Consider the following 23,791-nt stretch of genomic DNA (forward strand, 5'->3'; position numbering starts at 1 on the left):
GTCACACGCCCTCCGCCCGCTGCGCGAATGCGTGTCCGCCCGCGTGGTCCCGCGCGCCGAGCCGAGTGATCATGGTTTCCGTCCAGTCGTGGTGGCCGATCGCGTCCTCGGCGAACAGCTCGCGCAGTCGCACGAGGAACCCGGCGGCGGTCTGCCGCAGGTCCTCGGCCGTCGCGCGGTCGAGAACGACGTTGCACGCCAGCGCGTCGGTGTCCGACCGCGCGGCGCCTTGCCTGGCTATCTCGTCGACCGCCGCCGCGCCCGCGTCCTTCAACGCGGCCGCGGTGACGTTCGAGCGCACAGTGCCGTCCTCAGTCGGGAACGGCACGAACATGCCCGCCACCGCGCGCTCGCCGTCGTCGGCGGGGAGGTCCTGGGGCGGCAGGCCCGCGGTGATCAGCAGCGCCTGGCGCACCAGGTCGAAACCTGACCGCAGCTTGGTCAGCCGGTTCAGGTGGCCGCCGACCCGACAGTTGATCTCGATGATCTCCGGCCCGGCGGCGCCCAGCTTGACCTCGGTGTGCGTGACGCCGTCGCCGATCGGGAGCACCCGGTGCGCGCCGATGACGAGGTCCTCGACCTCGCGCCGGACCGAGGCAGGCAGGTGGCAGGGCAGGATGTCGCCGGTGGTCGCGACCTTCCCGTCCGCCGAGTTCTCCCGCACGTGAACCGGGAACTTGCCGAACGTGGTGATGACGTCGTGGCGCCCGTCGACGCTCTGGACTTCGACGGAGACGTAGTCGGCGTGCCAGGCATCGGCCTCGGGGGCGGCGGTGGGGATGAACTGTTCGGCGTAGAGCGCCTGCTCGGGTCGCCAGGAGCCCTTGAGCGTGGCCACCTTGTCCGGATTGTCCACAATGGTCACATTGTCGCCGCCCGCGCCACGGCGCGGTTTGACGACGAAGGGAAGTCCGAACTCCGCCAGGACGGTGTCGAAGTCGGCGGCGGCGGTGATCGACCGGGCCGCGACCGCGGTCAGGCCCGCCGAACGCAAAACGGTGCGCTGGGTGAGCTTGTCGGCCGCGGCGGCGCCGCGGTGCCGCACGCCGAGGTGCTCGCCGATGGCCGCGGCCAACTCGAGTTCGCCGTCGGCGAAGGTCACCACGCCCGCGAGCGGGTCACCGGGCACGCACAGGTGATCTTCGTCCACTTCGGTCAACTCGCCGAACAGCCGGGTCGCGATGACCGCCAGGCCAGGCCACTGCTGCTTCACCCCGGCCCGCAACAGCGGGACGACCTGGATGTCGTCCCCCGCGGCGAGAAGGACGTCGCGCACCGTGGCGGCTCCTCGCGGTGAGAGGAGCACGCCGACGCGCGGCCTCACGTCGATGCGGCCGCGGTCGATGCCTCGATGAGCGCCGCAAGGGATCCGTCGGTGAACAAGACCTCGACCGGAACCTCGACACCCAAGTCCGCCTCGATCCGCTGGATCAGGTCGATCGCGAGCAGCGAGTCGCCGCCGGTCTCGAAAAAGCGGTCTCCGGCGTCGGCCTCGGCCACACCGAGGACGGCACACCAGTGTGAGCGGACGACAAGATCAGACGACAAGTGAACTCCCCCTATGACTTCGCGGCATGCAGACCCTCGCACCCCACGCTCGGAACAACTCTCACGTTACAAGACAAATCCCGTCAGCTGAAATTGAGTTCTCGGATAATGAGAGCAGCTATCCGGCCGCGGCGGCCGCGGGCTTCGCGGGCTCGTTGCGGATCAAGCGCACACCCGGCACGAGCAGCACCAGCGCGCGCACGACGAGATTGGCCGCGGCCACCGTGATGAGCACCACCTCGGGCTCGACGACCAACACCACGAGGCCGGTCGCCGCCATGCCCATCGGGTTGAACGCCAGCGAGCCCAGCCATTCGTACGAGCTCACCCGCGACAGCGACTCCGAGGGGATCTCCCGCTGCAGCGTACTGAGCCACAGCGCGTCGGCCATCGTCACACCGGCCGAGCCGACCAGCGCGAGCAGCGCGACGAGTTCGACCTGCGGAGTCACCGCCATCGCCAGCAGGAACAGCGACTCCAGTCCTACCAGGACAGTGGAGCTCACCAGCGGGAACGCGGGCCGCCAGCGCAGCAGGACCAGGCCGCCGAGCACCGATCCCACGCCCGCGGCGGCCAGGACGATCCCCCAACCGGCGGCGCCCATTCCGCCATTGCGCGCAGCGAGCACTGGGCCGACGACGAAGATCGCGGGGAGCACCATCCCCTGGTAGAAACCGAAACTGCCGACCATCGACCAGACCCAGCTGCGGCCGATGAACTCCCGCCAGCCCGCCACAAGGGACCGGAGCATCGACTCGTCCGAGGTGGACTTGTTGTGCGGCAACGGCAAAGTGATCATCAGCGCCGCGCTGCACAGGAACAGCAGCGCGTCGATGAGCACGACGTACCCGGGGTCCCAGAAGATCAGCAACAGCCCGGCGGCCGCGGGTCCGACGATGGACGCGACGCTGCGGCTCAGCGTGACCAGGGCCGTCGCGTCCTGGATGTGTTCGGCGCCGACCAGATCGGGCACCACCCCGGTGTTGGCGGGGGTGAAGAAGGCCCGCGCGGTGCCCCAGCCCGCCTGCAGCACGACCAGGATCGCGATCTGGGCGTGGTCGAGCACCAGCAGCGCGGCCGTCCCGGCCTGACACGCGGCCATCACGACGTTCGTCGAGATCATGATCCGCTTGCGCGAGGCCCGGTCGCCGAGCACCCCGCCCACCAGGATGAACACGACCTGCGGCGCCGTCTGCGCGGCGAGCACCAGACCCAGCGACGCGGCCGACCCCGTGGCGTGCAGCACCGCGAAGGCGAGGGCGACCGGGGCCATCGTGGCGCCGAACATGGCCAGCGCGCGAGCCGCGAGATAGGCCCTGAAGCCGGGAACGCCGAGCACGGCGGGAGGACGGAACCTGAGCACGGATTTCGATTCTGTCGAGTCGCCGCGGGCAGAGCAAACGACGATCCCACGGCCTGAGATCCGGATCGGCGGGCACGACCGCGCGGCGATTCGAGAATTGTTCTAGAACTCTCAGCGAGTCTGTGCCAGACTCTCGGCAACTGTTCTAGAACACTTAGGGGGAGTTGTGGACACTTCGCTCGTCGGCGACAGCCACGGCGGCATCGTGGCCGCCGCGGGGATGCGCGAGCCTTCGGACACCGGGCGGTTCGGCGACTACGGGGGCCAGTTCGTGCCCGAGTCACTGGTGCCCGCGTGCGTGGCACTCGACCGGGAGTTCCGACAGGCCTGGGCGGACCCGCGGTTCCGGCAGCAGCTCGAACGGCTGCTCGCGGTCTACGCCGGACGGCCCACCGCTCTGACGCCCGCGTGGCGACTGTCGGCCGAACTCGGCATCACGCTGCTGCTCAAGCGCGAAGACCTCGCGCACACCGGGTCGCACAAAATCAACAACGTCCTGGGGCAGGCGCTGCTGGCCCGGCGGATGGGCAAGACCAGGCTGATCGCGGAGACCGGCGCGGGCCAGCACGGCGTGGCCACGGCGACCGCGGCGGCGCTGCTGGGAATGTCGGCCACGGTGTTCATGGGCGAGCGCGACATCGAGCGGCAGGCGCTCAACGTGTTTCGGATGGGCATGCTCGGCGCCGAGGTCGTGCCGGTGGGCTCGGGCAGCCGCACCCTCAAGGACGCGTGCAACGAGGCCATGCGGCACTGGGTGGGCGCGGTCGACGAGGCCCACTACTGCATCGGCTCGGTCATGGGGCCACACCCGTACCCGTGGATGGTGCGCGAGTTCCAGCGGGTCATCGGCGACGAGGCGCGCGCCCAGTGCGCCGCCGAACTGACGGCGGGAACACCGGACTTCGTCGTGGCGTGCGTCGGCGGCGGGTCGAACGCGGCGGGCACGTTCGCCGGGTTCGTCGACACCCCGGCGCGGCTGATCGGGGTCGAGGCCGAGGGCGGCGCCGCCATGACCTTCGGCGCGAACGGCGTGCTGCACGGCTACCGGTCGAAATTCCTGCAGGACGAGCACGGCCAGGTCCGGGAGGCGCACTCCATCTCCGCGGGCCTCGACTACCCGGGGGTGGGGCCGGAGCACGCCCACCTCGGCGATCTCGGCCGGGCCCGGTACGTGACGGTGTCCGACGAGGAGGTGCTCGACGCGGTCAACCGGCTCTGCCGGGCAGAAGGCATCTTCTGCGCGCTGGAGTCCGCGCACGCGCTGGCGTGGGTCCTGAGGGCGGCGGGTTCGGCCGAGTTGCCCACCGGGTCGACGGTGATGCTGACGCTGTCCGGCCGCGGCGACAAGGACATGCCCGCACTCATGGAGGCGTCGTGAACACCCTCGAAGGGCGACTGCGTTCGGCCCGCCATCAGGGACGCAAGCTGCTCGCCCCCTACGTCACGGGCGGCATCAGCGACGACTGGACGCGCTATCTGGCCGCCTACCAGGACGCGGGCGCCGACGCGGTCGAGATCGGGCTGCCGTTCTCCGACCCGATGCTCGACGGCGGCACCATCCAGGAGGCGTCGGACCGCGCGCTCGCCCGCGGCGCCTCGGCCGACCGGATCCTCGCCGAACTCGCCGAGGTCGACCTGACCGTGCCGCGCGTGGTGATGACGTACACGAACCTCGTTGTGCGCCAAGGAGTCGAGACCTTCTGCGGCAAACTGCGCGACGCCGGGGTGTCCGGTCTCATCGTGCCGGACCTCCCGCTCGGCGAGTCGGGCGAACTCGAAGGCGCCGCCGCGGCGTCCGGAGTGGACTTGGTGCTCCTCGCCGCCCCGTCGACCTCGCCTGAGCGGCTGCGCGAGATCGGCGAGCGCAGCCGGGGTTTCGTCTACGCCGTCAGCCTGATGGGCACGACCGGCGAACGCGACCAACTCGCCGAGTCCGGGCTCGCCCTCGCCCGGGCACTGAAGGCGGTGACCGACCGGCCGGTGTTGCTAGGCTTCGGCGTCTCCCGCCCCGCCCACGCGGTGCAGGCCTGCCGCACGGGCGACGGCGTGGTCGTCGCGTCGGCGCTGATGCGCCGGGTGATCGACGGCGCGGGTCCGGCCGAGGTGGGCGCGGACGTCGACGCCATGCGCACCGAACTCGACCGGAGTGCCGATGAACCAACAGGTTCCCCGTGAACCGAAGTACCACGCGATCGCCGCCGACCTCGCCACGAGGATCCGCTCGGGCGAGTACCGGCCCGGCCAGGCCCTGCCGTCGCAGCGGGACCTGAGCGCGGCCTACGGCGTCACCATGATGACGCTGCGGCAGGCACTTCAGGTGGTCGAGGACGACGGTCTGGTGTCGCAGCAGCCCGGGCGGGGGACATTCGTCACCGAGCCCCGGGCGGCCTACCAACTCGACTCGCTGCGCGGCCTCGCCGAGGACCTCCGCGAACAGGGCCACACGGTGCGCACCGAGGTCGTCGGCGTCGGCACCCGCCGTGCCCCGGCTTGGGCGGCGGCCGAACTGGGCACCGACCGGGCCCTGCGCGTCGAGCGGGTCCGGTTGCTCGGGGGAAGGCCCGCGGTGCACCAGGTGTCGTGGGTGCGGCAGCCGTACGGGTCGATGGTGCGTGGCGTCGATTTCACCCAGGTTTCGCTGTATGCGGCGCTTTCCGAGCATGACGTGGTCGTACACCGGGCGACCGAACGCCTGCGGCCCGCGATTCTCGAGGGCGCGATCGCCGGTCTGCTGCGACAGGCGCAGGGGGTGCCGGTGTTCGTGAGCGACCGGGTCACTTATGGGATGGATGGGGAGCCGGTCGTGGTCGATCGGGCGACGATTCTTGGGGACGCCATGGAGGTCAGGGCTGAGCGCGCGGCTACGGGGCTTTCGTTGCGGTGGATGAGTAGCGTGGTCGTCGATTAGCGCTCTTTCCTTGTGGTGATTCGCAGACGTGCTTTGGGTGGGGTGGTTCGCCTGCTGCTTTGCTGGGTGCCTGAAGGGTTCGGCTCCTTGCGATTCGGGTGAGCGACTTTTTGGTGAGTAACCGTCCGACTGTGCACATGGCCAGGGATGCGCAGACCATCGCCAATTCGCGGTCGGCTTCGCCGGTGAAGATCACGCGGGCGGCATCGTCCTCGACGTGTCGGTGTTCGAGGGCATCGGCGCCGACGCGCGCCCGCACACCGGAGGACACGAACTGGCTGCGGATCGCGGGCCTCTACGAGGCGTTGGCCTTGGTCGCGCCGTTGCCGATCGTGGAGCTCAACCACGCGGTCGCGATCGGTATGGCCTTCGGTCCGGCCGTCGGGCTGGAACTGCTCGACGAACTCCGCGACGAGCCCACCCTGAAGGACTACCACCTGCTTCCGAGCACCCGTGGCGACCTGCTGGCCAGACTCGGCCGCGACGAGGAGGCCCGCGCCGAGTTCGAACGCGCCGCCCAGCTCACCCGCAACGAACGGGAGCGCGTACCTGCTCAGCCGGGTCTCAGACCACTGAGTGAAATCCGGATCCGCCGTCCGTGACCTGGGTTACACTGCGTGACTCTCATCGAGTCGACGGACCCACGGTGGAATCTTGAGCGCAGCGATGGTGGTTGAGGGAGGCCAGGCGGACAGACCCGTCGACGTCACCAGCTATGTCGGCAGGCGCCATGAGATCGCCGAGGCGCGGCGGCTGCTGGGGACGGTCCGGCTGGTCACGCTCACCGGACCGGGCGGCGTGGGCAAGACCCGGCTGGCGAGCCGGATCGCCGCGGGCGCCCAGAAACAGTTCCGCGACGGGGTCACCTTCGTCGAGCTGGCCGAGCTGCGCGACCCCGAGTTGCTGGCCAACCTCGTCGCCGACAAGCTCGGCCTGCGCGACCAGTCGGCGCGGGCGGCGGCGGACACCGTCGTCGAGCACCTGCGCGCCCGGTCCGCGCTGCTGGTGCTGGACAACTGCGAGCACCTGGTGGCGGCCTCCGCCGAGCTGGTCGACCGGCTGATCGTGTCCTGCCCGAAGCTGGTGATCCTGGCGACCAGCAGGCAGTCGCTCAGCGTCGAGGGTGAGCACCTGCTGCTGGTGCCGCCGCTGTCGGTGCCGCGCGGTGACGATGTCGCCTCCGCCGCCGAGCTGGCGAACTACGACGCTGTGCGGCTGTTCGTCGACCGGGCGACCGCGGTGCTGCCGTCGTTCACGGTCACCGACGCGAACTGCGCCGACCTCGCGCGATTGTGCGAGCGCCTCGAAGGCCTTCCGCTGGCCATCGAACTGGCCGCCGTGCGGATCCGGTCGATGTCCGTGCGGCAGATGGTGGAGCGGCTGTCGAAGCGCCTCTCCCTGCTCACGGTCGGCACGCGCACCGCGCCGCGGCGTCAGCGGACCTTGCGCGCCATGATCGACTGGAGCTACTCGCTCTGCTCCCGGCCCGAGCAGCTGGTGTGGGAACGTGCCTCGGTGTTCTCCGGGACCTTCGATCTCGAAGCTGCCGAGCACGTGTGCGGCGGCCCCGGTGTCGAGCAGGCGCAGGTGCTCGACCTGATCGACGGGCTGCTCGACAAGTCGGTGCTGATTCGTGAGGAGCACAACGGGGTCGCCCGCTTCCGGATGCTGGAGACGCTGCGGGAGTACGCCCAGGACTGCCTCGGCCGCGCGGGCGACAAGGCGCGGGTGTCGAGGCTGCAGCGCGACTGGTATGCCGGTCTGACCGCGCGGTTCGAGGCCGAATGGCACAGCGCGCGGCAGGTCGCCTGGGTGGACCGGCTGCGCCAGGACCACGCCAACCTGCGCGTGGCGCTCGACTTCTGCGTCAACGACCCGGCCGACGCGGTGTTGGGTCTGCGAATGGCGACACGGGTCGACGACTACTGGGGCATCCGCGGCTTCCACACCGAGGCCCGCCTGTGGCTGGACCGCGCCCTGGCCGCGGCGGCGCCCGACGCGCCGGAACGTGTTGCGGCGCTTCGGATGTCGGGCTGGTTCGCGCTGCTGCAAGGCGACATCCCACCCGGGATCGACCGGCTCACGCAGGCGGGCGAACTCGTGACGGCGACCGGCGACCCGGTCCAGGAGGCGTACCTGGCCCACGCGTGGGGCATGGCGGCGCTGTTCAGCGGCGACCTGTCCAAGGCAGCCGCGGCGTTCGCCCGGGTGCTGCCCACGTTCCGCGCACACGGCGAACTGCGCGGCGAGCTGTTCACCCTGTTCATCTACGGGTACACGCTCGGCCTCGCGGGCGACCCGGCCGCGGGCCGGACGATGCTGCAGGAGGCCATCGACACCAGCGCGGCGATCGGGGAGACGTTCTGGCGGGCGTGGTCGCTGTGGGGACTGTCCCAGGTCGAGATCACCTACGGCGATGTCGAGGCGGCGGACCAGTCGGCCAAGGAGGCGCTGCGGCTGGAACGGGAGTTCGGCAACCGCCTCGGCGAGGCGTTCAGCACCGACCTGCTCGGCTGGGTCGCGCAGCGGCAGGGCAGGCACGTGCGGGCCGCGATGCTGCTGGGCGCGGCGAGCGCGATCTGGTCGGCGATCGGGAGTTCGCCGAGCATGTCCGCGGTGTTCGACCAGCCGCACCGCGAGTACCTGGAGCTGAACCGGCGGTCCCTGGGCGCGCCCGCGTTCCAGAAGGCGTTCGCCGAGGGGCGCGCGCTGCCCAGTGACCTCGCGATGCACTACGCGCTGGAGGAGGACACGACCGAACCCGCGGCCGAGTCCGACCAACTGGGCCTGTTGACCAAGCGCGAGTTCGAGATCGCCCGACTGGTCGCGGAGGGCCTGACGAACCGCGAGATCGCCGCGCGGCTGACCATCGCCCAGCGCACCGCCGAATCGCATGTCGCGCACATCCTGACCAAGCTCGAGTTCACCACCCGCACCCAGATAGCGGTGTGGGTCGCGAGCCGCCCACCCGTGGGCTGAGGGCACTCACACGCGTTCGAGCGGGAGATGCGGCGGCGGAGGCGGCTCGACCCGGATCTGGTCGCCCGCCTCAATCCGGCCGCCGTGGCGCACAATGGCCATGATCCCGGCCTTGCGCACCAGGTGACCGTCGGCGTCCAGGTGGACGACCTGCTTGAGCAGCCCAGACCGGAAGTTGTCGATCTGGGCGCACGGGTTGCGCAGCCCAGTCACCTCGATGACGGCGTTGGCGCCGAGCCGCAGGATTGTGTGGCGGGGCAGCGCGAGCAGATCGAGCCCCCGGGTGGTGACGTTCTCCCCGAGCTGCCCGGCGTCGACCCGAAAGCCGTTGCGCGCCAACTCGTCGAAGAGTTCCTCGTGGAGGAGGTGGACTTGGCGCAGGTTGGGCTGGGTCGGATCGACGGCAACCCGCGACCGGTGCCGCACGGTGGTGCCCGCGTGCGCGTCGCCCTCGACCCCAAGCCCGGCGATCAGGGTGATGGACGGGGCGACGGGCTTGCTGAAACGGTGCCCACCATCCCGGCAGACAGCGACGACCGTGCCGAGGTCAGACACCTCCGTGGTTCCCTTCGTCCGCTTCACCCACAGGCCTCCAGGATGCCCGACCGGACGAGTTCGGGTGATTGTCGGGTCACCCACACAAGCCGCGCCCACCATCCCCATCCACAACAGCCCGAGCGACCGGACCCTCGACGACGCCCCAGGCGAGGCTCCAACCACCCGAAGGTGCACCACCGACCAAGGCCGGGAACCAGGCCACAGACAGGATGCACCCCGCCCAAAGCCCGGCGAACCAGACCACGGACAGGGTGCACCCCGAATGCGATCAGTATCCGATCGGGAACAGCTCAGCCGCCGAAGCCCACGGCCCACGCCCACCGGCCTCACTCAGCACCCGTACCCGCACATACCGGGCCGACGAAGGCCAGAAGCGAACGGTCTTGGTCTTCGCGTCATCAGGAAACGCGCCTGAGGTGACCTTGGACCAAGCACTCCCATCCGTGCTGAGTTCGACCTCATAACCACCGAAGCGCCCATTCGCGCCGCCGTCCTGGCGGGGCACGTAGGTCAGGCCGGTGACCGTCCGCGCGCTGCCGAGGTCCAGGCGGATCTCGTGGGGCGGCTGGGCGGGCGAGGTCGACCAGCGGGTGTGCCAGATCGTCGATGTGGTGCCGTCCACGGCATTGCGGGCCGCACCGTTCTCGGCTGCCGTCTCCTCGCTGCTGACATAGGAGACCACAGTGGACAGTCGGCCCGAGCCCATCACCGGGTCGCTCTTGCTCGCCGTCCCGGTTTCCACGTGGCCCGCGAACCGGCGCAGGAAGCCGTCGGTGGTGTCCGCGGTGGCGGTCAGGTCGTACCAGTAGTCGGTTCCGGCCACCGAGAAGTAGTCCTCGACCACCGCGTTCACCGCCACGGGGTACGTCCACGGCCCGCCCGAGCGGTTGCCCGCGACCACCTTGACCACGCACGCCGCCGTTCCGGTGTTGGTCATCCGCAGGTACACCCGGCCCTCGGCGGGCGCGTACCGAATGGTGACCTCCGGGTTCGCCTTGCCTGCCGAGGTCGCGGTGACCCGGTTGCCCGCGAACCGCCGGACGAAGCCGTTCGGGCCATACGCGGTCAGGTCGTAAGCGCCGGTGGGTGTTCCGGCAGTGAACGTGTCGGACAGCGACTTGCCCGCCTCCACGGTGTACCGCCAAGGCCCGTCGGTGCGGAACTGGTTGGCGTAGACGGAGAAGTGCGCCCCCGCGGTCCCACTGTTGACGAAGTCGAACGCCACCGAACCCGCCGTCACCGTCGACTTCACCGCGAGGTTGTAGGGCAGCGGCCGGGCGGGCCGGACTCCCGGCTCCTGCAGCGGGAACGCCTGCGTCGACGGCGGGGTGCGAAACGTGCCGCGAGGGCCGCTGGACGTCGCGGGCACCGGCAGCGTCGGATAGGCGGGCACGGCGGTGTTCAGGTCCAGGGCCGAGGTGAGGTCGCCGCACACCGCGCGTCGCCACGGGGTGATGTTCGGCTCGGCGACGCCGGTGACCCGTTCGAGGAATTTGAGTACCGACGTGTGGTCGAACACCTCGGAACACACGTAGCCGCCGCGGGTCCACGGCGAGACGACGATCATCGGCACCCGTGCGCCGAGGCCGATCGGGGTGCCGGAGACGATCTCGTCGGCGAACGGGACCGTCGACTTGCCGTCCGAGCCGTCGCCGACCACCGGCGGCGTCGGCGCGGGCACGTGGTCGAAGAAGCCGTCGTTCTCGTCGTAGTTCAGGATGAAGACGGTCTTGTTCCACATGGTCTGGTTCGACGCGAGCACGTCGAGCAGCTTGCTGGTGAGCACGGCCCCGTTGGCGGGTCCGTTGGTCGAGTGCTCGCTTTCGGCGGTGTTGGGCACGAGCCAGGACACCGCGGGCAGCGTGCCGCGGTCGACGTCGGCCTTGAACGCGGCGAGCAGGCCGCCGCTGCGTTCGCGGCGCAGCGCGCCGTCGTAGAGGGCGCGCTCAGCGGGCGTCAGCGTGGCCACACCCTCCGCCAGCTGGGCGAGCATGGTGTTCTGGGTGGTGCTCGACGCCCCGCGGAGCGCGTCGTAGAACGCCTCCACCTTTTTGTATCCGGTCTTCGCCAACGCCTTCAGTGCGACGTCCACAAAGGTCTTGAAGTATTCCAGAGAGTTGTCGGTGAAGTTGTCCCATTCCTGATAGACCCGCCAGGAGACACCCGCGGTCCGCAGCCGTTCGGCGTAGGTGGTCCAGGTGTAGCCGGTGTGGTTCGGGTTGCCGTAGGGCGCGTTGCCGGTGGCCCGGGTGGTGCCGCCGGGTTCGTACCCGATCATCCCGCTGAACAGGTGGTTGCGGTTGGGGTTGGTCGGCCCCATCTCCGAGCAGTGGTAGGCGTCGCAGATGGTGAACGCCTCGGAAAGCGCGTAGTAGAAAGCCAGGTGTTCACGCCGGTAACCCGACATCGTGTTGGTCTGCTTGTGCGGCACCCAGGCGTCGTTGCGGCCCTTGGCCCACGCGGCGTGGCCGTCCGACCAGCCGTGTGGGGTCCCGGCCATGTGGTAGTCGCTGACCGCGTAGGGCAGAACGTATCCGTTGGGGTGACCTACTTTCAGGTCGGAAGTCACCGCGCACGGCTGGTGGAACACCGAACGGCCGGTGGAGAGCGTGAGAGCGTTCGGGTCGTTGAAGCCGCGGATACCGCGCAGGGAACCGTAGTAGTGGTCGAACGACCGGTTCTCCTGCATCAGGATCACCACGTGTTCGATCAGTTCGAGCCCGCCGGTCGGCGCGGCGGCGGCCATCGCGGTGCGCACGCTCAGCGGCAGCAGGGAGAATGCCGCTGCGCCCGCGCCCAGTCCTAAGAAGCTACGGCGATCCATGATCTTCCTATCTGCAGGGGGTGACAGGGAAGCAGACCGTCCCTAGTGGACGGTGTCGAGCTGGTCGGGGATCACGTGTCCGGCGTCGTCGACAACCGGCACAGGGGTGCCCGCGGCGTCGGTCGCACCCGTTGTGGCACAGGGATAGGGCTTCGTCTGCGCGGGTTTGGGCCGGATGAACATCGGGTTGACGATCCAGCGGCCGTCGAGGTCGTGGTAGGCGTGGCACATCAGCTCGGTCTTGTTCCGGTTGATCACCAGGCGCAGCGCCGTGGCGTCGCGGACGAAGGTCAGGTCGGTCGTCGAGTCGCCCGCGCCGAACACCGGCCGCTTGTCTTCGGTCTGCCACTCGAACGCCTTGGCGCCGCGCACGCCGTAGATCTCCTGGTTGACCCAGCAGCGTTTGCCGTCGATGTAGGTGATCACACTGTCCGCGCCGTCGGCCACGTCTCCGCACCCGGTCAGCCGGTGGGTGAGCGCGCCCGCCCGCTTGACCGAGCGGATGCCGACGACCCGGTTCGCCGCGACGCCGACGCCCGCGGCCCACACCTCGACCACGTCCTGCGGTGACGCGGACACGACCCAGACGTCGAAACCGCCGCGCTGCAACGTTCTGACCAGATCGCGCTGCTGGTCGTAGTAGCGCACCCAGCCCGTCACCGCCTGGGTGCCGACAAGCTGGGTGGCCCCCACCGGAGCCGCCAGGTTCTCCCGCCGCGCGGCGGCGGCGAAGCCGCGAACCTGGGCGGGCGTCCACCCGGCCAGCAGCTGCGGAAGCCAGGCGTAGGACGGTTCCATCCGGCGGTGGTCGTAGCCGGCGAACGCGGCTGCCCCCGTGGTCGTCTCAGCGGCGGAGTACACGGTCAGGATCTCGTCGGCGCACCGCGTGTCGGTGCTGGTGGGCAACGGTGCGCCTGCCGCAACCGCGGTGCCACAGGCAGCGCGCAGGGTCGTCGCGGCGGCGGGCGTCAGATACCGGCTGGTGGCGGCCCAGTCGGCGGGCTGACGCACGACATCGTTGCGCAGCGCCCAGAACAGGGTGGCGTCGCCGACGTCGTTGCGGATCACGGTGTTGTCCCAGTCGAACACGGCGACCGGACGCTGCCCCTGACGGCCGCAGCGGCCGTGTTCGGCGATCATGGCGTCGAGCCGCTGCCGGTTGTCGCCGTGCCAGGCCTGCCCAGGGTCGAGGGTGGCGCACGCGGCGGGCGCGGCGGCGGCGGACGGAGTCGGCGCCCAGCTCAGCGCACCGACCACCAGGGCGGCTGTGAGGACGAGATTGGGGATGAGGATCGGTACTCGCATGAGCAGTCCTTCCAGGGTTTAATGGATCAAATGTGACCCATTAGACTCGCCTGGACAGGAAGCTTGGCGCACAAAGATGAGCGCGTCAAGCATCAAATAGACGAAAACCAACCATTACGCGCAACTTCGCGCACTGGACACTCAGCGGAGGAAACCGCGCAACAACGAGGCCGTGCCCTCGGTGTGCTCGGCCATCGCCTGACGCGCGGTCGCCGGGTCGCCGCCGAGGATGGCGTCGACGATCGTCGCGTGCTGGGTGTTGGAGTGGTCCAGGTTCGGTTGCAGCAGCGGGATCCGGTCGAGCAGAGCGTCCACGCGCATCCGCACGTCGGCCACCGCGCTGGTGAGCGACGTCGAGCCGCTGGACTCCGCGATGGCCAGGTGCAGCCGGGCGTCGCGGCGCCGGTAGTCGTCCAGGTCGGCCACCGACGCCTCGGTGAGCGCGTCCTTGAGATGGCGTCGCTCGTCGGGCATGAGCGAGCGCATGGCGGCCTGCTCGGCGGTGCCGGTCTCGAGCACGTGCCGCAGGCAGAGCACGTCCTGCAGCTCTTCGGCGTCGATGACCCCGTCGCCCGCGGGCTTCGGGGGCAGCACCGCGTTGACGAAGGTGCCGCCGTAGCGGCCGCGGCGCGACTCGACGTATCCGGCGTCGGACAGCGCGCGGATCGCCTCGCGCACGGTCACCCGGCTGACGCCGAGGCGCTCGGACAGCTCGCGTTCGGGCGGAAGCCTGCCACCCGCCTCGACGACGCCGAGGCGGACGGCCTGGAGCAGGCGCTCCACGGTCTCTTCGAACGCGTTCCCCGCACGGACCGGTCGGAAGAGTGCCGCACTCGCCTGCACACTCATCTGCTCTCCTACACCGGGGTCACGTATGCGCCTGAGATCCCACCATCCACAAGGAACTGGGACGCGGTGATGAACGACGCGTCGTCACTGGCAAGGAATGCTACCGCAGCGGCGATCTCGCCGGGCTCGGCGAAGCGGCCGACCGGCACATGCACCAGCCTGCGCGCGGCCCGCTCCGGGTCCTTGGCGAACAGCTCTTGGAGCAGCGGGGTGTTCACCGGCCCCGGGCACAGCGCGTTGACCCGGATGCCCTCGCGGGCGAACTGCACGCCCAGCTCACGGCTCATCGCCAGCACCCCACCCTTGGACGCGGTGTAGGAGATCTGCGAGGTGGCCGCGCCCATCACCGCCACGAACGACGCGGTGTTGACGATGGACCCCTTCCCCTGCCGCCGCATGTGCGGGATCGCGTACTTGCAGCACAGGTACACCGACTTCAGGTTGACGTCCTGCACCCGCTGCCACGCGTCGAGGCCGGTGGTGAGGATCGAGTCGTCGTCGGGCGGGGAGATCCCCGCGTTGTTGAACGCCACGTCGACCGAGCCGAACTCGGCGACGGCGGTGTCGAACAGCGACCGCACCTGCTCCTCGTCGGTCACGTCCGTGTGCACGAACAGGCCGCCGACCTCCTCGGCCACCGCCTTGCCCGCCGCGTCGGACACATCCGCCACCACGATGGTGGCGCCCTCGGCGGCCAAGCGGTGCGCCGTGGCCAGTCCCACGCCGCTCGCGCCGCCGGTGATGACCGCCACCCTGCCCTCGAAACGTCGCATAGCCGATCATCCCTCCGTGTCGATGAAGACGTTCTTGGTCTCGGTGAACGCCGCCAGGGCGTCCGGGCCGAGTTCCCGGCCGAGGCCGGACTGCTTGAAGCCGCCGAACGGTGTCCAATACCGCACCGACGAATGCGAGTTGACCGACAGGTTCCCGGCCTCGACCGCCCGGGACACGCGCAGCGCACGGCCGACGTCGCGGGTCCAGATCGAGGCGGACAGGCCGTAGTCGGTGTCGTTGGCCATGGTGACCGCCTCGGCTTCGTCGGCGAACGGGAGCACCGCGACGATCGGCCCGAAGATCTCATCCGCGGCCAGCGGGTCGCGGACTCCCGACGGGGTGACCACGGTCGGCGGGAACCAGTAGCCCGGCCCGTCCGGAGCCGTCCCCTGGAAGGCGATCGGGGCGCCCTCCGGCAGGTACGAACGCACCTTCGCCCGGTGCCCGTGGGAGATCAGCGGACCCATCTCGGTCTTCTCATCGCCCGGGTCGCCGACCACGACGCCGCGTACGGCCGGTTCGAGCAGCTCCATGAACCGGTCGTAGACCGACTTCTGCACCAGGATGCGCGACCGGGCACAGCAGTCCTGGCCTGCGTTGTCGAACACCCCGTAGGGCGCCGCAGCGGCGGCCTTCTCCAGGTCGGCGTCGGCGAAGACGATGTTGGCGTTCTTCCCGCCCAGCTCCAGGGTCACCCGCTTCACCTGGTCGGCGCAACCCGCCATGATCTGCTTGCCGACCTCTGTGGACCCGGTGAAGACCACCTTGCGCACCAACGGATGCGTGACGAACCGCTGCCCCACGACCGACCCCTTGCCCGGCAGCACCTGGAACACGTCCTGCGGGATACCCGCCTGATGCGCCAACTCCGCCAGCCGCAGCGCGGTGAGCGGAGTCAGCTCGGCGGGCTTGAGCACGACGGTGTTGCCCGCCGCGAGCGCCGGTGCGAAACCCCACGACGCGATCGGCATCGGGAAGTTCCACGGCACGATCACCCCCACCACGCCCAACGGTTCGGCGAAGGTCAGGTCCACTCCCCCGGGCACCGGGATCTGCCTGCCGAACAGCCGCTCCGGGGCCGCCGCGTAGTAGTGCAGCACGTCGCGGACGTTGCCCGCCTCCCAGCGCGCGTTGCCGATGGTGTGACCGGCGTTGAGCACCTCAAGGCGGGCAAGGTTCTCCAGGTCGGCGTCGACCGCCTCGGCGAAGCGGCGCAGCAGTCGCGCCCGGTCCCCCGGCGCGACCGCCCGCCAGGCCGGGAACGCCTTGGCCGCGCGGGCGATCGCGGTGTCGGTCTCCTCGGCCGTGACCAGCCGGACCGAGTCCACGACCTGCTCGGTGGCCGGGTTGATCACGTCGAACTTGGCTGTCATGCCCTCTCCTCGCGGTAGCGGCGCGCGGCGGCGACCAGGGCCGCGAAGAGCCGCACATCATCGGACTGCTGCTCGGGGTGCCACTGCACGCCGAGGACGAACTGGTCGCCGAGTCGCTCGACGGCCTCGACCGTGCCGTCCGCCGCCCGGCCGACGGCACGCAGCTCCGGGCCGAGCGTGGCGACGGCCTGGTGGTGGTAGCAGTGCGCCGTCGCGCGGCCGCCGAGGATGTCGGCGGCCCGACTGCCCTCGTCGAGCCGGACCTCGCTCTTGCCGAAGGTCGCGGTCGCGGGCTGGTGGTCGGCCGAGCCGGTCGCCTCCGGCAGGTGCTGGGTCAGGGTCCCGCCGAGGGCGACGGCGAGCACCTGCATTCCCCGGCAGACGCCGAAGACGGGCACTTTCTCGGTGAGCGCGGCATTGAGCAGGGCGAACTCGAAAGCGTCGCGGTCCGGCATGCTCACGGTGGTGCGGTGGGGCGACTCGCCGTAGCGCCCCGGGTCGACGTCGGACCCGCCGGTGAGGACGAGGCCATCGACGAGCCCGGCCAGCTCGGGCGCGCCACCGCCGATGGGCGGCAGCAGCACAGGCACACCGCCCGCGGCCACGACCGCGTTGACGTAGTCACCGTGCAGGATGGCGGCGTCGGTGTCCCACACACCGAACCGGGCCCGCTCCCGGTACGTGGTGAGCCCGATGACCGGCCTAGAGGCGCTCGAAGGCACGGACCTTCTCCCAGTCGGTGACGGCGGCGTCGTAGGCGGTCAGTTCCACCTTGGCCGCGTTGAGGTAGTGCTCGATCACGTCGTCGCCGAAGGCGAGCCGGGCGGCCTTGCTCCGCGCCAGCACTTCGGCGGCCTCCCGCAGCGTGGTGGGCACGGTGGCCCGGCCGGAGGTGTAGGCGTTGCCGGTCAGCGCGGGCTCCAGCGGCAGCTCGTTGTCGATGCCGTGCAGACCGGCCGCGATCATGGCCGCGACCGCGAGGTACGGGTTGACGTCGCCGCCCGGCACCCGGTTCTCCACCCGCAGCGACTCGCCGTGCCCGACCACGCGCAGCGCGCAGGTGCGGTTGTCCACGCCCCAGGCGATCGCGGTGGGCGCGAAACTCCCCGGCACGTAACGTTTGTAGGAGTTGATGTTGGGCGCGTAGAAGTAGGTGAACTCGCGCAGGCAGGCCAGCTGACCCGCGAGGAAGTGCTCCATCAGCGAAGAGAATCCCGAGGCCGACTCCCCCGCCAGCACGGCGTCGCCGTCGGTCGCGCGCAGGCTCAGGTGGATGTGGCAGGAGTTGCCTTCGCGCTGGTCGTACTTGGCCATGAAGGTCAGGCTCTTGCCCTCCTGGGCGGCGATCTCCTTCGCGCCGGTCTTGTAGATGCTGTGGTTGTCGCAAGTGGACAGCGCATCGGTGTAGCGGAACGCGATCTCGTGCTGGCCGGGGGCGCATTCACCTTTGGCCGACTCCACGTACATCCCGGCGCCGGTCATCTCGTTGCGGATGCGGCGCAGCAGCGGCTCGACGCGGCCGGTCCCGATCATCGAGTAGTCGACGTTGTACTGGTTCGCGGGCGTCAGGTCGCGGTAGCCGCGCTGCCAGGCCTGCTCGTAGGTCTCGTCGAAGACGACGAACTCCAGTTCGGTGCCGACGTAGGCGCCCAGGCCGCGCTCGGCGAGCCGGTCGAGCTGACGGCGCAGCACCTGCCGGGGCGACGGTGCGACCTCGCCGCCGCCGACCCACTCGACGTCGGCGAGGACCAGCGCGGTGCCCTCCTGCCAGGGGACCAGGCGCAGCGTGTCCAGGTCGGGCCGCAGGACGCAGTCGCCGTATCCCCTTTCCCACGAGGAGATCTCGAAGCCGTCGACGGTGTTCATGTCGACGTCCACGGCCAGCAGGTAGTTGCAGGCCTCGGTGGCGTGCGGGACGACCTCGGCGAGGAAGTACTCGGCCCCGCACCGCTTTCCCTGCAGCCTGCCCTGCATGTCGGTGATCGCCACCAGCACGGTGTCGACCGTGCCCGCGTCGACCAGCGCCCGCAGCTCCGCCACGGTGAGCATGCCCTTGCGTCGCCCCATCGCCATCCACCTCCCGCTCGTTCAATGGAGCATTTGTAGCCCATTAAACCTGGGATGTCCACAGCCTGTTCCAGCCAAAGCGCGGTCCACAGCGCCAACCCCTGGTAACACTTGACAAGAACGGGCTAGCGGCGGAACCTCTACCCCACTTTAAAGGACCGCCCACGGCCCATTAACCCATTCGGGAGGCACCGTGTCCGTGCAACGGAACCGCGAGCACGTCGAATACAGCGAGGTCGACGCGGACTATCTGCGGCAGCGGCAGCTCAAACGAGGCGCCGCGGGGTGGCTGCTGCTGGCCGGACTCGGGGTCTCCTACGTCATCTCCGGCGACTTCGCGGGATGGAACTTCGGCCTGTCCAAGGGCGGCTGGGGCGGGCTGCTCATCGCGACCGTGCTGATGGCGGTCATGTACGGCTGCATGGTGTTCGGGCTCGCGGAGATGTCGTCGGCCCTGCCCGTCGCGGGGGCGGGCTACGGCTTCGCGCGACGCGCTCTCGGCCCGCTCGGCGGGTTCGCCACCGGCGTGGCCATCCTGATCGAGTACTCGATAGCCCCGGCCGCCATCGCGGTGTTCATCGGCGGCTACGTCGAGGCACTCGGGTTGTTCGGGCTGACGAACAGCTGGCCGGTGTACCTGGCCTGCTACCTGATCTTCATCGGCATCCACCTGCGCGGCGTCGGCGAGGCGCTGCGGGTGATGTTCGCGATCACCGCGGTCGCGGTCGTGGCGCTGGTGGCCTTCGTGGTCGGCATGGTGCCGAAGTTCGACGCGGGCAAGCTGCTCGACATCCCGGCGACCGACGCGTTCGGCGCCAGCGCGTTCCTGCCGTTCGGGATCACCGGTGTGCTCGCCGCGCTCGTCTACGGCATCTGGTTCTTCCTCGCCGTCGAAGGGGTGCCGCTCGCCGCCGAGGAGGCGCGCGACCCCAAGCGGGACATGCCGCGCGGCATCATCGCCGCGATGGGCGCGCTGACCGTGTTCGCCGCGCTGATCCTGCTGGTCGCCCCCGGCGGCTCCGGCTCGGCCGCGATCGCCAACTCGAACAACCCGCTGGTGGACTCGGTGAAGCTCGCCTACGGCGGGCAGAACGCGCTGAGCCAGATCATCAACTACGTCGGCCTCGCCGGCCTGGTCGCCAGCTTCTTCTCCATCATCTACGCGTACTCACGGCAGCTGTTCGCGCTGTCCCGGGCGGGTTACGTGCCGCGCTGGCTGTCGAAGACCGGCTCGCGCAAGACCCCGGTCTTCGCCCTGGTCGTGCCCGGCACCATCGGCTTCGTCCTGGCGACGGTTCTGGCGGCGAAGGACGCGGCGGCCGCGGGCGCGCTGCTCATCAACATCGCGGTGTTCGGCGCCACGGTGTCGTATGTCCTTTTGAACCTGTCGCACATCGTGCTGCGCAGGCGCGAACCCGACTTGGAGCGCCCGTACCGCACCCCCGGCGGCGCGATCACGACCAGTGTCGCCTTGGTGCTCGCGGTGGCCGCCGTGGTCGCCACCTTCCTGGTCGACCTGGTCGCCGCCGCGATCACCGGCGGCATCTTCCTCGCCGCACTCGGCTACTTCTGGTTCTACAGCCGCCACCGCCTCGTGGCGAACGCGCCGGAGGAGGAGTTCGCCGCGATCAAACGCGCCGAAGCGGAACTGAGCTGATCAACAGCGTCAGCAGGCTGGAGGGAGCCAGGCCGGGTCGGTGACGACCTGGTCTGGCTCCACTGTCATGACGTTCGGGTCGTGCGGGGTTCCCACGCCGAAGCTGAATCCGACCAGGGCGCCGGCGCACGTGCGCACCGCGCTTGGTCCGCCGTCGGTCATCGTGCCGCGCCAGGCGAGCGGGTCGACACCGACGCGCCAGACCTTCCAGTACGGCCTGCCGTCGGAGTGCCCGGCGCACGGGTCGGACGTCGGCAGCCCCTCGATGCGGCAGACGTAGTCGCGGTCCTGGTACGCGCCGAACTGGTCCCCGGCGTGCACGGGCACTCCCGCGCCTTCGAGTGCGGTCCGAGCGTCGCCGTGGTGGCCGTGGGCGCAGCGGACGACGACATCCGGGCGGCCCGCGGCGGTGAGGTCGACCGCGACGGTGACGCCGTCGTTCCCGCCGCACGGTCCCGGTGTCCACACCGGACCCGCCGTGGCCGCCCGCGTTGTCGAGGCGACCGCGAACGCGGCGAGGACGAGGGCGACGAGACGACTCCGTGTGGGCACGGTCCGAACGTATGGGCAATGCCTCCGTGGTGCAGGCCCAGCGGCGTGATCGACCGGAAAGTAGTCCAAATCACCCTGTATAGCGCCCCAAATTCGGTCTGTTTGCCGGATTCGACTACATATGACCGTTTCCAGGAACTTGCGAATGGGTTAATACAGGTCAAAGATCAGGCTCATTCTCTTGTGCGTCATCCACCTGGGTGATCACTCCGGATGGGCGTATCGACGTCCGCCCGGGACCCGAAAGGTTCTGAGCCGTGGCACGTCGTGGCCTCATCGTTGTTCCTCTCGTGCTCGCCGTAGCAATGGTCACCGCCACCGGCGGGGCCGCGCAGTCGCGGGAGCCCGCGCAAAGCCCGATCGACGTCACCTTCGACGCGATCAGATTCGATCCCGCCCAGCCCAGGCTCTCGGTCTCATACTGGCGCACGGATGTGGAGCTGGAATACGTGCGCAAGGACCTGTCCAGCCCGACTGGATGCGTTACGCGCCAAGCGGAGGAAACCGAGGAGGCCGCGGTCGAGCCGGGGTCCGGGCACGTGACGCTGGCGGGCGTGCGCTACGACCTGGTGCAGTTCCACTTCCACACGCCCGCCGAGCACCGGGTCGGCGGGCGGGCGGACCCGCTGGAGATGCACCTGGTCCACCGCGCCGCCGACGGCGGACTCCTGGTGATCGGCGTGCCGCTGCGCCCGGGCACGAGGTCCACTGTGGACAGTGTACTCGCGAGGCTCGCACCGGAGTGCGGTGAACCGGTCGACGTGCCCGACATCGAGTTGGGGACCTTGCTGCCCGCCAACCGCCTCATGTTGAGCTACACCGGTTCCCTCACCACCGCCCCGTTCACCGAAGGGGTGCGATGGTTCCTGGCGACGGGCATGACCGTGTCGCAAGCGACCATCGACCGCTTCCAGCAGCTGTTCACCGGCGGCAACGCCCGGGCGGTCCAACCGCTGGGCGGCCGAACCCTGGCGCTGACACCGCGGACCGGCGGCTAAGCCGCGCCGCCGTAGATCGGGGCCGCCGGAAAGCCGGTGGGGGCCTATGGTCCGCGCAAGCTGTCCGCCGAACCGGGAGATTCAGGGACCTCAGTCGTCCGCCACATCACCTTGACTGCGCGCCTCCGCACGAGCCGTACGCGCCGGCCGAGTTCTGGGGCCAGGTTCTCGGCTACCCGGTCGACCCCGAGGACGCGTCCGGCGACGAGGTGGGCCTGGCGGTGCCTGCCGGTCAGCCGACACTGCTGTCCGTGCGGGTGCCGGAGACGAAGACGCTGAAGAACCGGGTCCACCTCGACCTGGAGCCCGACCAGCCGCGAGACCAGGAAGTCGAACGGATCGCCGCGCTGGGCGCCAGCGTCGTCGACGACCGGCGCAAGCCGAACGGCCGGGGCTGGATGGTGTTCGCCGATCCGGCGGGCAACGAGTTCGGCGTCGAGGCGAGCGCGCGGTGCTGCAACGCGAGTACCGCGAGACGCGGGCGAACGGCTGACCTGGCCGTTCGGCCGACGCGGTCCGGGTCCAGCCGATAGGCTCACCCCCGCGTCGATGCCGCTATGTCGGTCGCTGGGGATGACACACGTGTGGCCCGCAATGCTGGGATGTCTCCGCGTCCGCTCACCTGATTGGAGCTGTTCGTGGGGTTTCCTCGATCCGTGCTGACCCTGGCCGCGATCGCCGCGACCGTGCTGGCGGCGGGCTGCCAGAGCGATGCCGGGGCAGGCGCCCCGGGGGCCACTTCGGAACGGCCCGCCGAGCAGTCCACTGAGAAGCCCGCCGACCAGAACGCGGACATCGAGGTCGTCGAGACGGGTGCGGCCACCGGCCGGATGTTCGCCGTCGTGCGCAACAACGAGTCCCGTGTCGTCGTGGCCAGGATGAAGTTCCACCCAGTGGACTCGGCGGGCGCCCCGGTGGAAGCGATCGGGGACTCCGCGACCGTGGTGCTGCCCCCGTCGAGCACGATGCCGGTCGCCATGGACGTCGGCAAGAAGCTGCCCGCCAAGGTCACCGTCGACCTCAAGCCGATCGACGTCAAGGTGACGCCCGCCGGAGACGGCGGTTTCACGGACAAGAAGGCGACGCTCAGCGGGGACGGCACCCGGACCCCGTGGCAGGTGAAGACCTCGTTCACGAACGGCTACGCCGAGGCCATCGACAAAAACATCGCGGTGCTGATCTGCCGGGACGCCGCGAGCAAGGTGGTCGCGGCGGTGACCTGGGGCTTCTCCGCGGGCCCTGGTGAGACGGTCACCAAGGACCACGACTTCCAGCACGGCTTCTCCGAAATCGAGGGGACGCCCACGAAGTGCGAGGTGTTCCCCCGGCTCGCCGCCGACTTCGAGTAGCCCCTCAGGCTGACGGCCGGGGTGTGTCGAGCGCGTCGCCGTGCCGGTGCACGACCTTCCACTCGCCGTCTTCGCGACGGCAGACCTGGGTGGCGCGGGGCGTGTACTTGACCGGTTCGCCGTTGGTGAGGCACTCGACGTGCTCGTACCCGGCGACGTGGGCCACGTCGGCGTCAAGCAGCTCGAACTCGTAGGAGAGGCAGTCCGACAAGCGTTCGGCGAGCCAGTCGACTGTGGCGTCCACCTCCGCGCGACCGATGGCGACCCGCGCGGCCCCGAGGATGCTGACCGGCTCCCGGCGCGACAAAGATCTCGGGCCGGGGTTCGGCGTCGCCGTTGTGGATGGCGTGCTCAGGCGTCGCCGTTCGGCAGCTCCATGGGCACGGTATAGAACCGGATTTCGTGTCCGTCCGGGTCGTGCGCGCCCAGAAGGACCCCGCCGACCGGGGTGCTGTGCACGCCATCGTGCGTCTCCCCCATCGCCGTCGGATGGGCCGCGAGCGCATCGATGGCGTCCTTGCCGGGGACACCGATCGCGAAGCAGTCGAACGCAGGAGGATCGCGCCCCGCAGCCGCAGCCCGGCGAGCGCGTTCGCGGACGCCACCGTCCCGGCGTTCCGGCCAGGTGCGGCGGGCACGCGGTCATGGGTCTGGGCGGCACCTCGCATGAAACTCATGACGACAGGC

Annotated in this window: 21 protein-coding genes and 2 pseudogenes; 9 read left to right on the forward strand and 14 right to left on the reverse strand. The window is 70.0% G+C overall.

All coding sequences use genetic code 11. The features are described 5' to 3' along the window. Position 1: 1 nt before the first annotated feature. From GPZ80_RS09575 to GPZ80_RS09585, 3 genes are all read right to left on the reverse strand, one after another. Positions 2-1,276 (reverse strand): ATP-grasp domain-containing protein, encoded by a 1,275-nt coding sequence (locus tag GPZ80_RS09575; protein WP_187219940.1) that lies wholly within the window; start codon positions 1,274-1,276, stop codon positions 2-4. Positions 1,277-1,320: 44 nt separating this feature from the next. Next, positions 1,321-1,590, reverse strand: coding sequence for a phosphopantetheine-binding protein (locus GPZ80_RS09580; protein WP_312880224.1), 270 nt, complete (start codon positions 1,588-1,590; stop codon positions 1,321-1,323). Positions 1,591-1,666: 76 nt separating this feature from the next. Then, positions 1,667-2,911: an MFS transporter gene (locus GPZ80_RS09585; RefSeq protein WP_187219942.1), complete on the reverse strand. Its 1,245-nt coding sequence runs from the start codon at positions 2,909-2,911 to the stop codon at positions 1,667-1,669. A gap of 220 nt (positions 2,912-3,131) precedes the next feature. Between GPZ80_RS09585 and trpB the strand changes: the two genes are divergently transcribed. From trpB to GPZ80_RS09610, 5 genes and pseudogenes are all read left to right on the forward strand, one after another. Next, the gene (gene trpB / locus GPZ80_RS09590) at positions 3,132-4,289 is read left to right on the forward strand and encodes a tryptophan synthase subunit beta (RefSeq protein ID WP_187220098.1); all 1,158 of its coding nucleotides are present in this window, start codon (positions 3,132-3,134) and stop codon (positions 4,287-4,289) included. Beyond that, positions 4,286-5,086 (forward strand): tryptophan synthase subunit alpha, encoded by an 801-nt coding sequence (gene trpA / locus GPZ80_RS09595; RefSeq protein ID WP_187219943.1) that lies wholly within the window; start codon positions 4,286-4,288, stop codon positions 5,084-5,086. Before trpB ends, trpA begins: the two co-directional genes overlap by 4 nt. Beyond that, positions 5,064-5,819 (forward strand): GntR family transcriptional regulator, encoded by a 756-nt coding sequence (locus tag GPZ80_RS09600; protein WP_187219944.1) that lies wholly within the window; start codon positions 5,064-5,066, stop codon positions 5,817-5,819. Before trpA ends, GPZ80_RS09600 begins: the two co-directional genes overlap by 23 nt. A 233-nt stretch (positions 5,820-6,052) precedes the next feature. Next, positions 6,053-6,421, forward strand: a pseudogene (locus tag GPZ80_RS09605) (hypothetical protein); the annotation flags it as partial. 52 nt (positions 6,422-6,473) lie between these two features. Then, positions 6,474-8,798 (forward strand): ATP-binding protein, encoded by a 2,325-nt coding sequence (locus GPZ80_RS09610; protein ID WP_312880225.1) that lies wholly within the window; start codon positions 6,474-6,476, stop codon positions 8,796-8,798. A gap of 6 nt (positions 8,799-8,804) precedes the next feature. Here GPZ80_RS09610 and GPZ80_RS09615 read toward each other — a convergent pair whose 3' ends face one another. The 8 genes from GPZ80_RS09615 to GPZ80_RS09650 form a co-directional block, all read right to left on the reverse strand. Further along, positions 8,805-9,380, reverse strand: coding sequence for an MOSC domain-containing protein (locus GPZ80_RS09615; protein WP_312880226.1), 576 nt, complete (start codon positions 9,378-9,380; stop codon positions 8,805-8,807). A 244-nt stretch (positions 9,381-9,624) separates the two neighbouring features. Further along, complete coding sequence (locus GPZ80_RS09620; protein WP_187219946.1) at positions 9,625-12,180, reverse strand: phosphocholine-specific phospholipase C; 2,556 nt, start codon at positions 12,178-12,180, stop codon at positions 9,625-9,627. Positions 12,181-12,222: 42 nt separating this feature from the next. Further along, positions 12,223-13,485: an HAD family hydrolase gene (locus GPZ80_RS09625; RefSeq protein ID WP_187219947.1), complete on the reverse strand. Its 1,263-nt coding sequence runs from the start codon at positions 13,483-13,485 to the stop codon at positions 12,223-12,225. Positions 13,486-13,626: 141 nt separating this feature from the next. Continuing rightward, positions 13,627-14,334: a FadR/GntR family transcriptional regulator gene (locus GPZ80_RS09630; protein WP_187219948.1), complete on the reverse strand. Its 708-nt coding sequence runs from the start codon at positions 14,332-14,334 to the stop codon at positions 13,627-13,629. Positions 14,335-14,342: 8 nt separating this feature from the next. Next, positions 14,343-15,107, reverse strand: coding sequence for a 3-oxoacyl-ACP reductase (locus GPZ80_RS09635; protein WP_187219949.1), 765 nt, complete (start codon positions 15,105-15,107; stop codon positions 14,343-14,345). 6 nt (positions 15,108-15,113) lie between these two features. After that, the gene (locus GPZ80_RS09640) at positions 15,114-16,481 is read right to left on the reverse strand and encodes an aldehyde dehydrogenase family protein (RefSeq protein WP_187219950.1); all 1,368 of its coding nucleotides are present in this window, start codon (positions 16,479-16,481) and stop codon (positions 15,114-15,116) included. Beyond that, positions 16,478-17,203, reverse strand: a complete 726-nt coding sequence (locus GPZ80_RS09645; protein WP_187219951.1) for a gamma-glutamyl-gamma-aminobutyrate hydrolase family protein — start codon at positions 17,201-17,203, stop codon at positions 16,478-16,480. Before GPZ80_RS09645 ends, GPZ80_RS09640 begins: the two co-directional genes overlap by 4 nt. Beyond that, positions 17,184-18,548 (reverse strand): glutamine synthetase family protein, encoded by a 1,365-nt coding sequence (locus tag GPZ80_RS09650; protein WP_246476922.1) that lies wholly within the window; start codon positions 18,546-18,548, stop codon positions 17,184-17,186. Before GPZ80_RS09650 ends, GPZ80_RS09645 begins: the two co-directional genes overlap by 20 nt. 193 nt (positions 18,549-18,741) lie before the next feature. On the opposite strand from GPZ80_RS09650, the gene eat reads away from it, so the two are divergent. Then, positions 18,742-20,205: an ethanolamine permease gene (eat, locus tag GPZ80_RS09655; protein ID WP_187219952.1), complete on the forward strand. Its 1,464-nt coding sequence runs from the start codon at positions 18,742-18,744 to the stop codon at positions 20,203-20,205. 9 nt (positions 20,206-20,214) lie between these two features. Here the strand turns inward: eat and GPZ80_RS09660 are convergent, their stop codons facing one another. Next, a complete protein-coding gene (locus GPZ80_RS09660) occupies positions 20,215-20,757 on the reverse strand; it encodes a hypothetical protein (RefSeq protein WP_187219953.1) in 543 nt (180 codons plus the stop codon). Positions 20,758-21,014: 257 nt separating this feature from the next. Between GPZ80_RS09660 and GPZ80_RS32570 the strand changes: the two genes are divergently transcribed. From GPZ80_RS32570 to GPZ80_RS09670, 3 genes and pseudogenes are all read left to right on the forward strand, one after another. Further along, positions 21,015-21,755: a carbonic anhydrase family protein gene (locus GPZ80_RS32570; RefSeq protein ID WP_312880227.1), complete on the forward strand. Its 741-nt coding sequence runs from the start codon at positions 21,015-21,017 to the stop codon at positions 21,753-21,755. Between the two features lie 188 nt (positions 21,756-21,943). Beyond that, positions 21,944-22,288 (forward strand): annotated as a pseudogene (locus tag GPZ80_RS32575) (VOC family protein); the annotation flags it as partial. A gap of 105 nt (positions 22,289-22,393) precedes the next feature. Then, complete coding sequence (locus GPZ80_RS09670; protein WP_187219955.1) at positions 22,394-23,104, forward strand: hypothetical protein; 711 nt, start codon at positions 22,394-22,396, stop codon at positions 23,102-23,104. A 4-nt stretch (positions 23,105-23,108) separates the two neighbouring features. Here the strand turns inward: GPZ80_RS09670 and GPZ80_RS32070 are convergent, their stop codons facing one another. After that, a complete protein-coding gene (locus GPZ80_RS32070) occupies positions 23,109-23,348 on the reverse strand; it encodes a nuclear transport factor 2 family protein (RefSeq protein ID WP_222719106.1) in 240 nt (79 codons plus the stop codon). Positions 23,349-23,455: 107 nt separating this feature from the next. Then, positions 23,456-23,584: a hypothetical protein gene (locus GPZ80_RS33300; RefSeq protein WP_281401201.1), complete on the reverse strand. Its 129-nt coding sequence runs from the start codon at positions 23,582-23,584 to the stop codon at positions 23,456-23,458. Between the last annotated feature and the right edge of the window lie 207 nt (positions 23,585-23,791).

The organism is Actinokineospora xionganensis (genome assembly GCF_014323725.1).
Taxonomy (GTDB): domain Bacteria; phylum Actinomycetota; class Actinomycetes; order Mycobacteriales; family Pseudonocardiaceae; genus Actinokineospora; species Actinokineospora xionganensis.

What these genes read in the sequence shown, in the direction of transcription:
- trpB (WP_187220098.1), top strand. Translation starts at nt 3,132, where the DNA reads ATGCGCGAGCCTTCGGACACCGGGCGGTTCGGCGACTACGGGGGCCAG.
- GPZ80_RS09600 (WP_187219944.1), top strand. Translation starts at nt 5,064, where the DNA reads ATGAACCAACAGGTTCCCCGTGAACCGAAGTACCACGCGATCGCCGCC.
- GPZ80_RS09620 (WP_187219946.1), bottom strand. Translation starts at nt 12,180, where the DNA reads ATGGATCGCCGTAGCTTCTTAGGACTGGGCGCGGGCGCAGCGGCATTC.
- GPZ80_RS09625 (WP_187219947.1), bottom strand. Translation starts at nt 13,485, where the DNA reads ATGCGAGTACCGATCCTCATCCCCAATCTCGTCCTCACAGCCGCCCTG.
- GPZ80_RS09630 (WP_187219948.1), bottom strand. Translation starts at nt 14,334, where the DNA reads ATGAGTGTGCAGGCGAGTGCGGCACTCTTCCGACCGGTCCGTGCGGGG.
- GPZ80_RS09635 (WP_187219949.1), bottom strand. Translation starts at nt 15,107, where the DNA reads ATGCGACGTTTCGAGGGCAGGGTGGCGGTCATCACCGGCGGCGCGAGC.
- GPZ80_RS09640 (WP_187219950.1), bottom strand. Translation starts at nt 16,481, where the DNA reads ATGACAGCCAAGTTCGACGTGATCAACCCGGCCACCGAGCAGGTCGTG.
- GPZ80_RS09650 (WP_246476922.1), bottom strand. Translation starts at nt 18,548, where the DNA reads ATGGGGCGACGCAAGGGCATGCTCACCGTGGCGGAGCTGCGGGCGCTG.
- GPZ80_RS33300 (WP_281401201.1), bottom strand. Translation starts at nt 23,584, where the DNA reads ATGGGGGAGACGCACGATGGCGTGCACAGCACCCCGGTCGGCGGGGTC.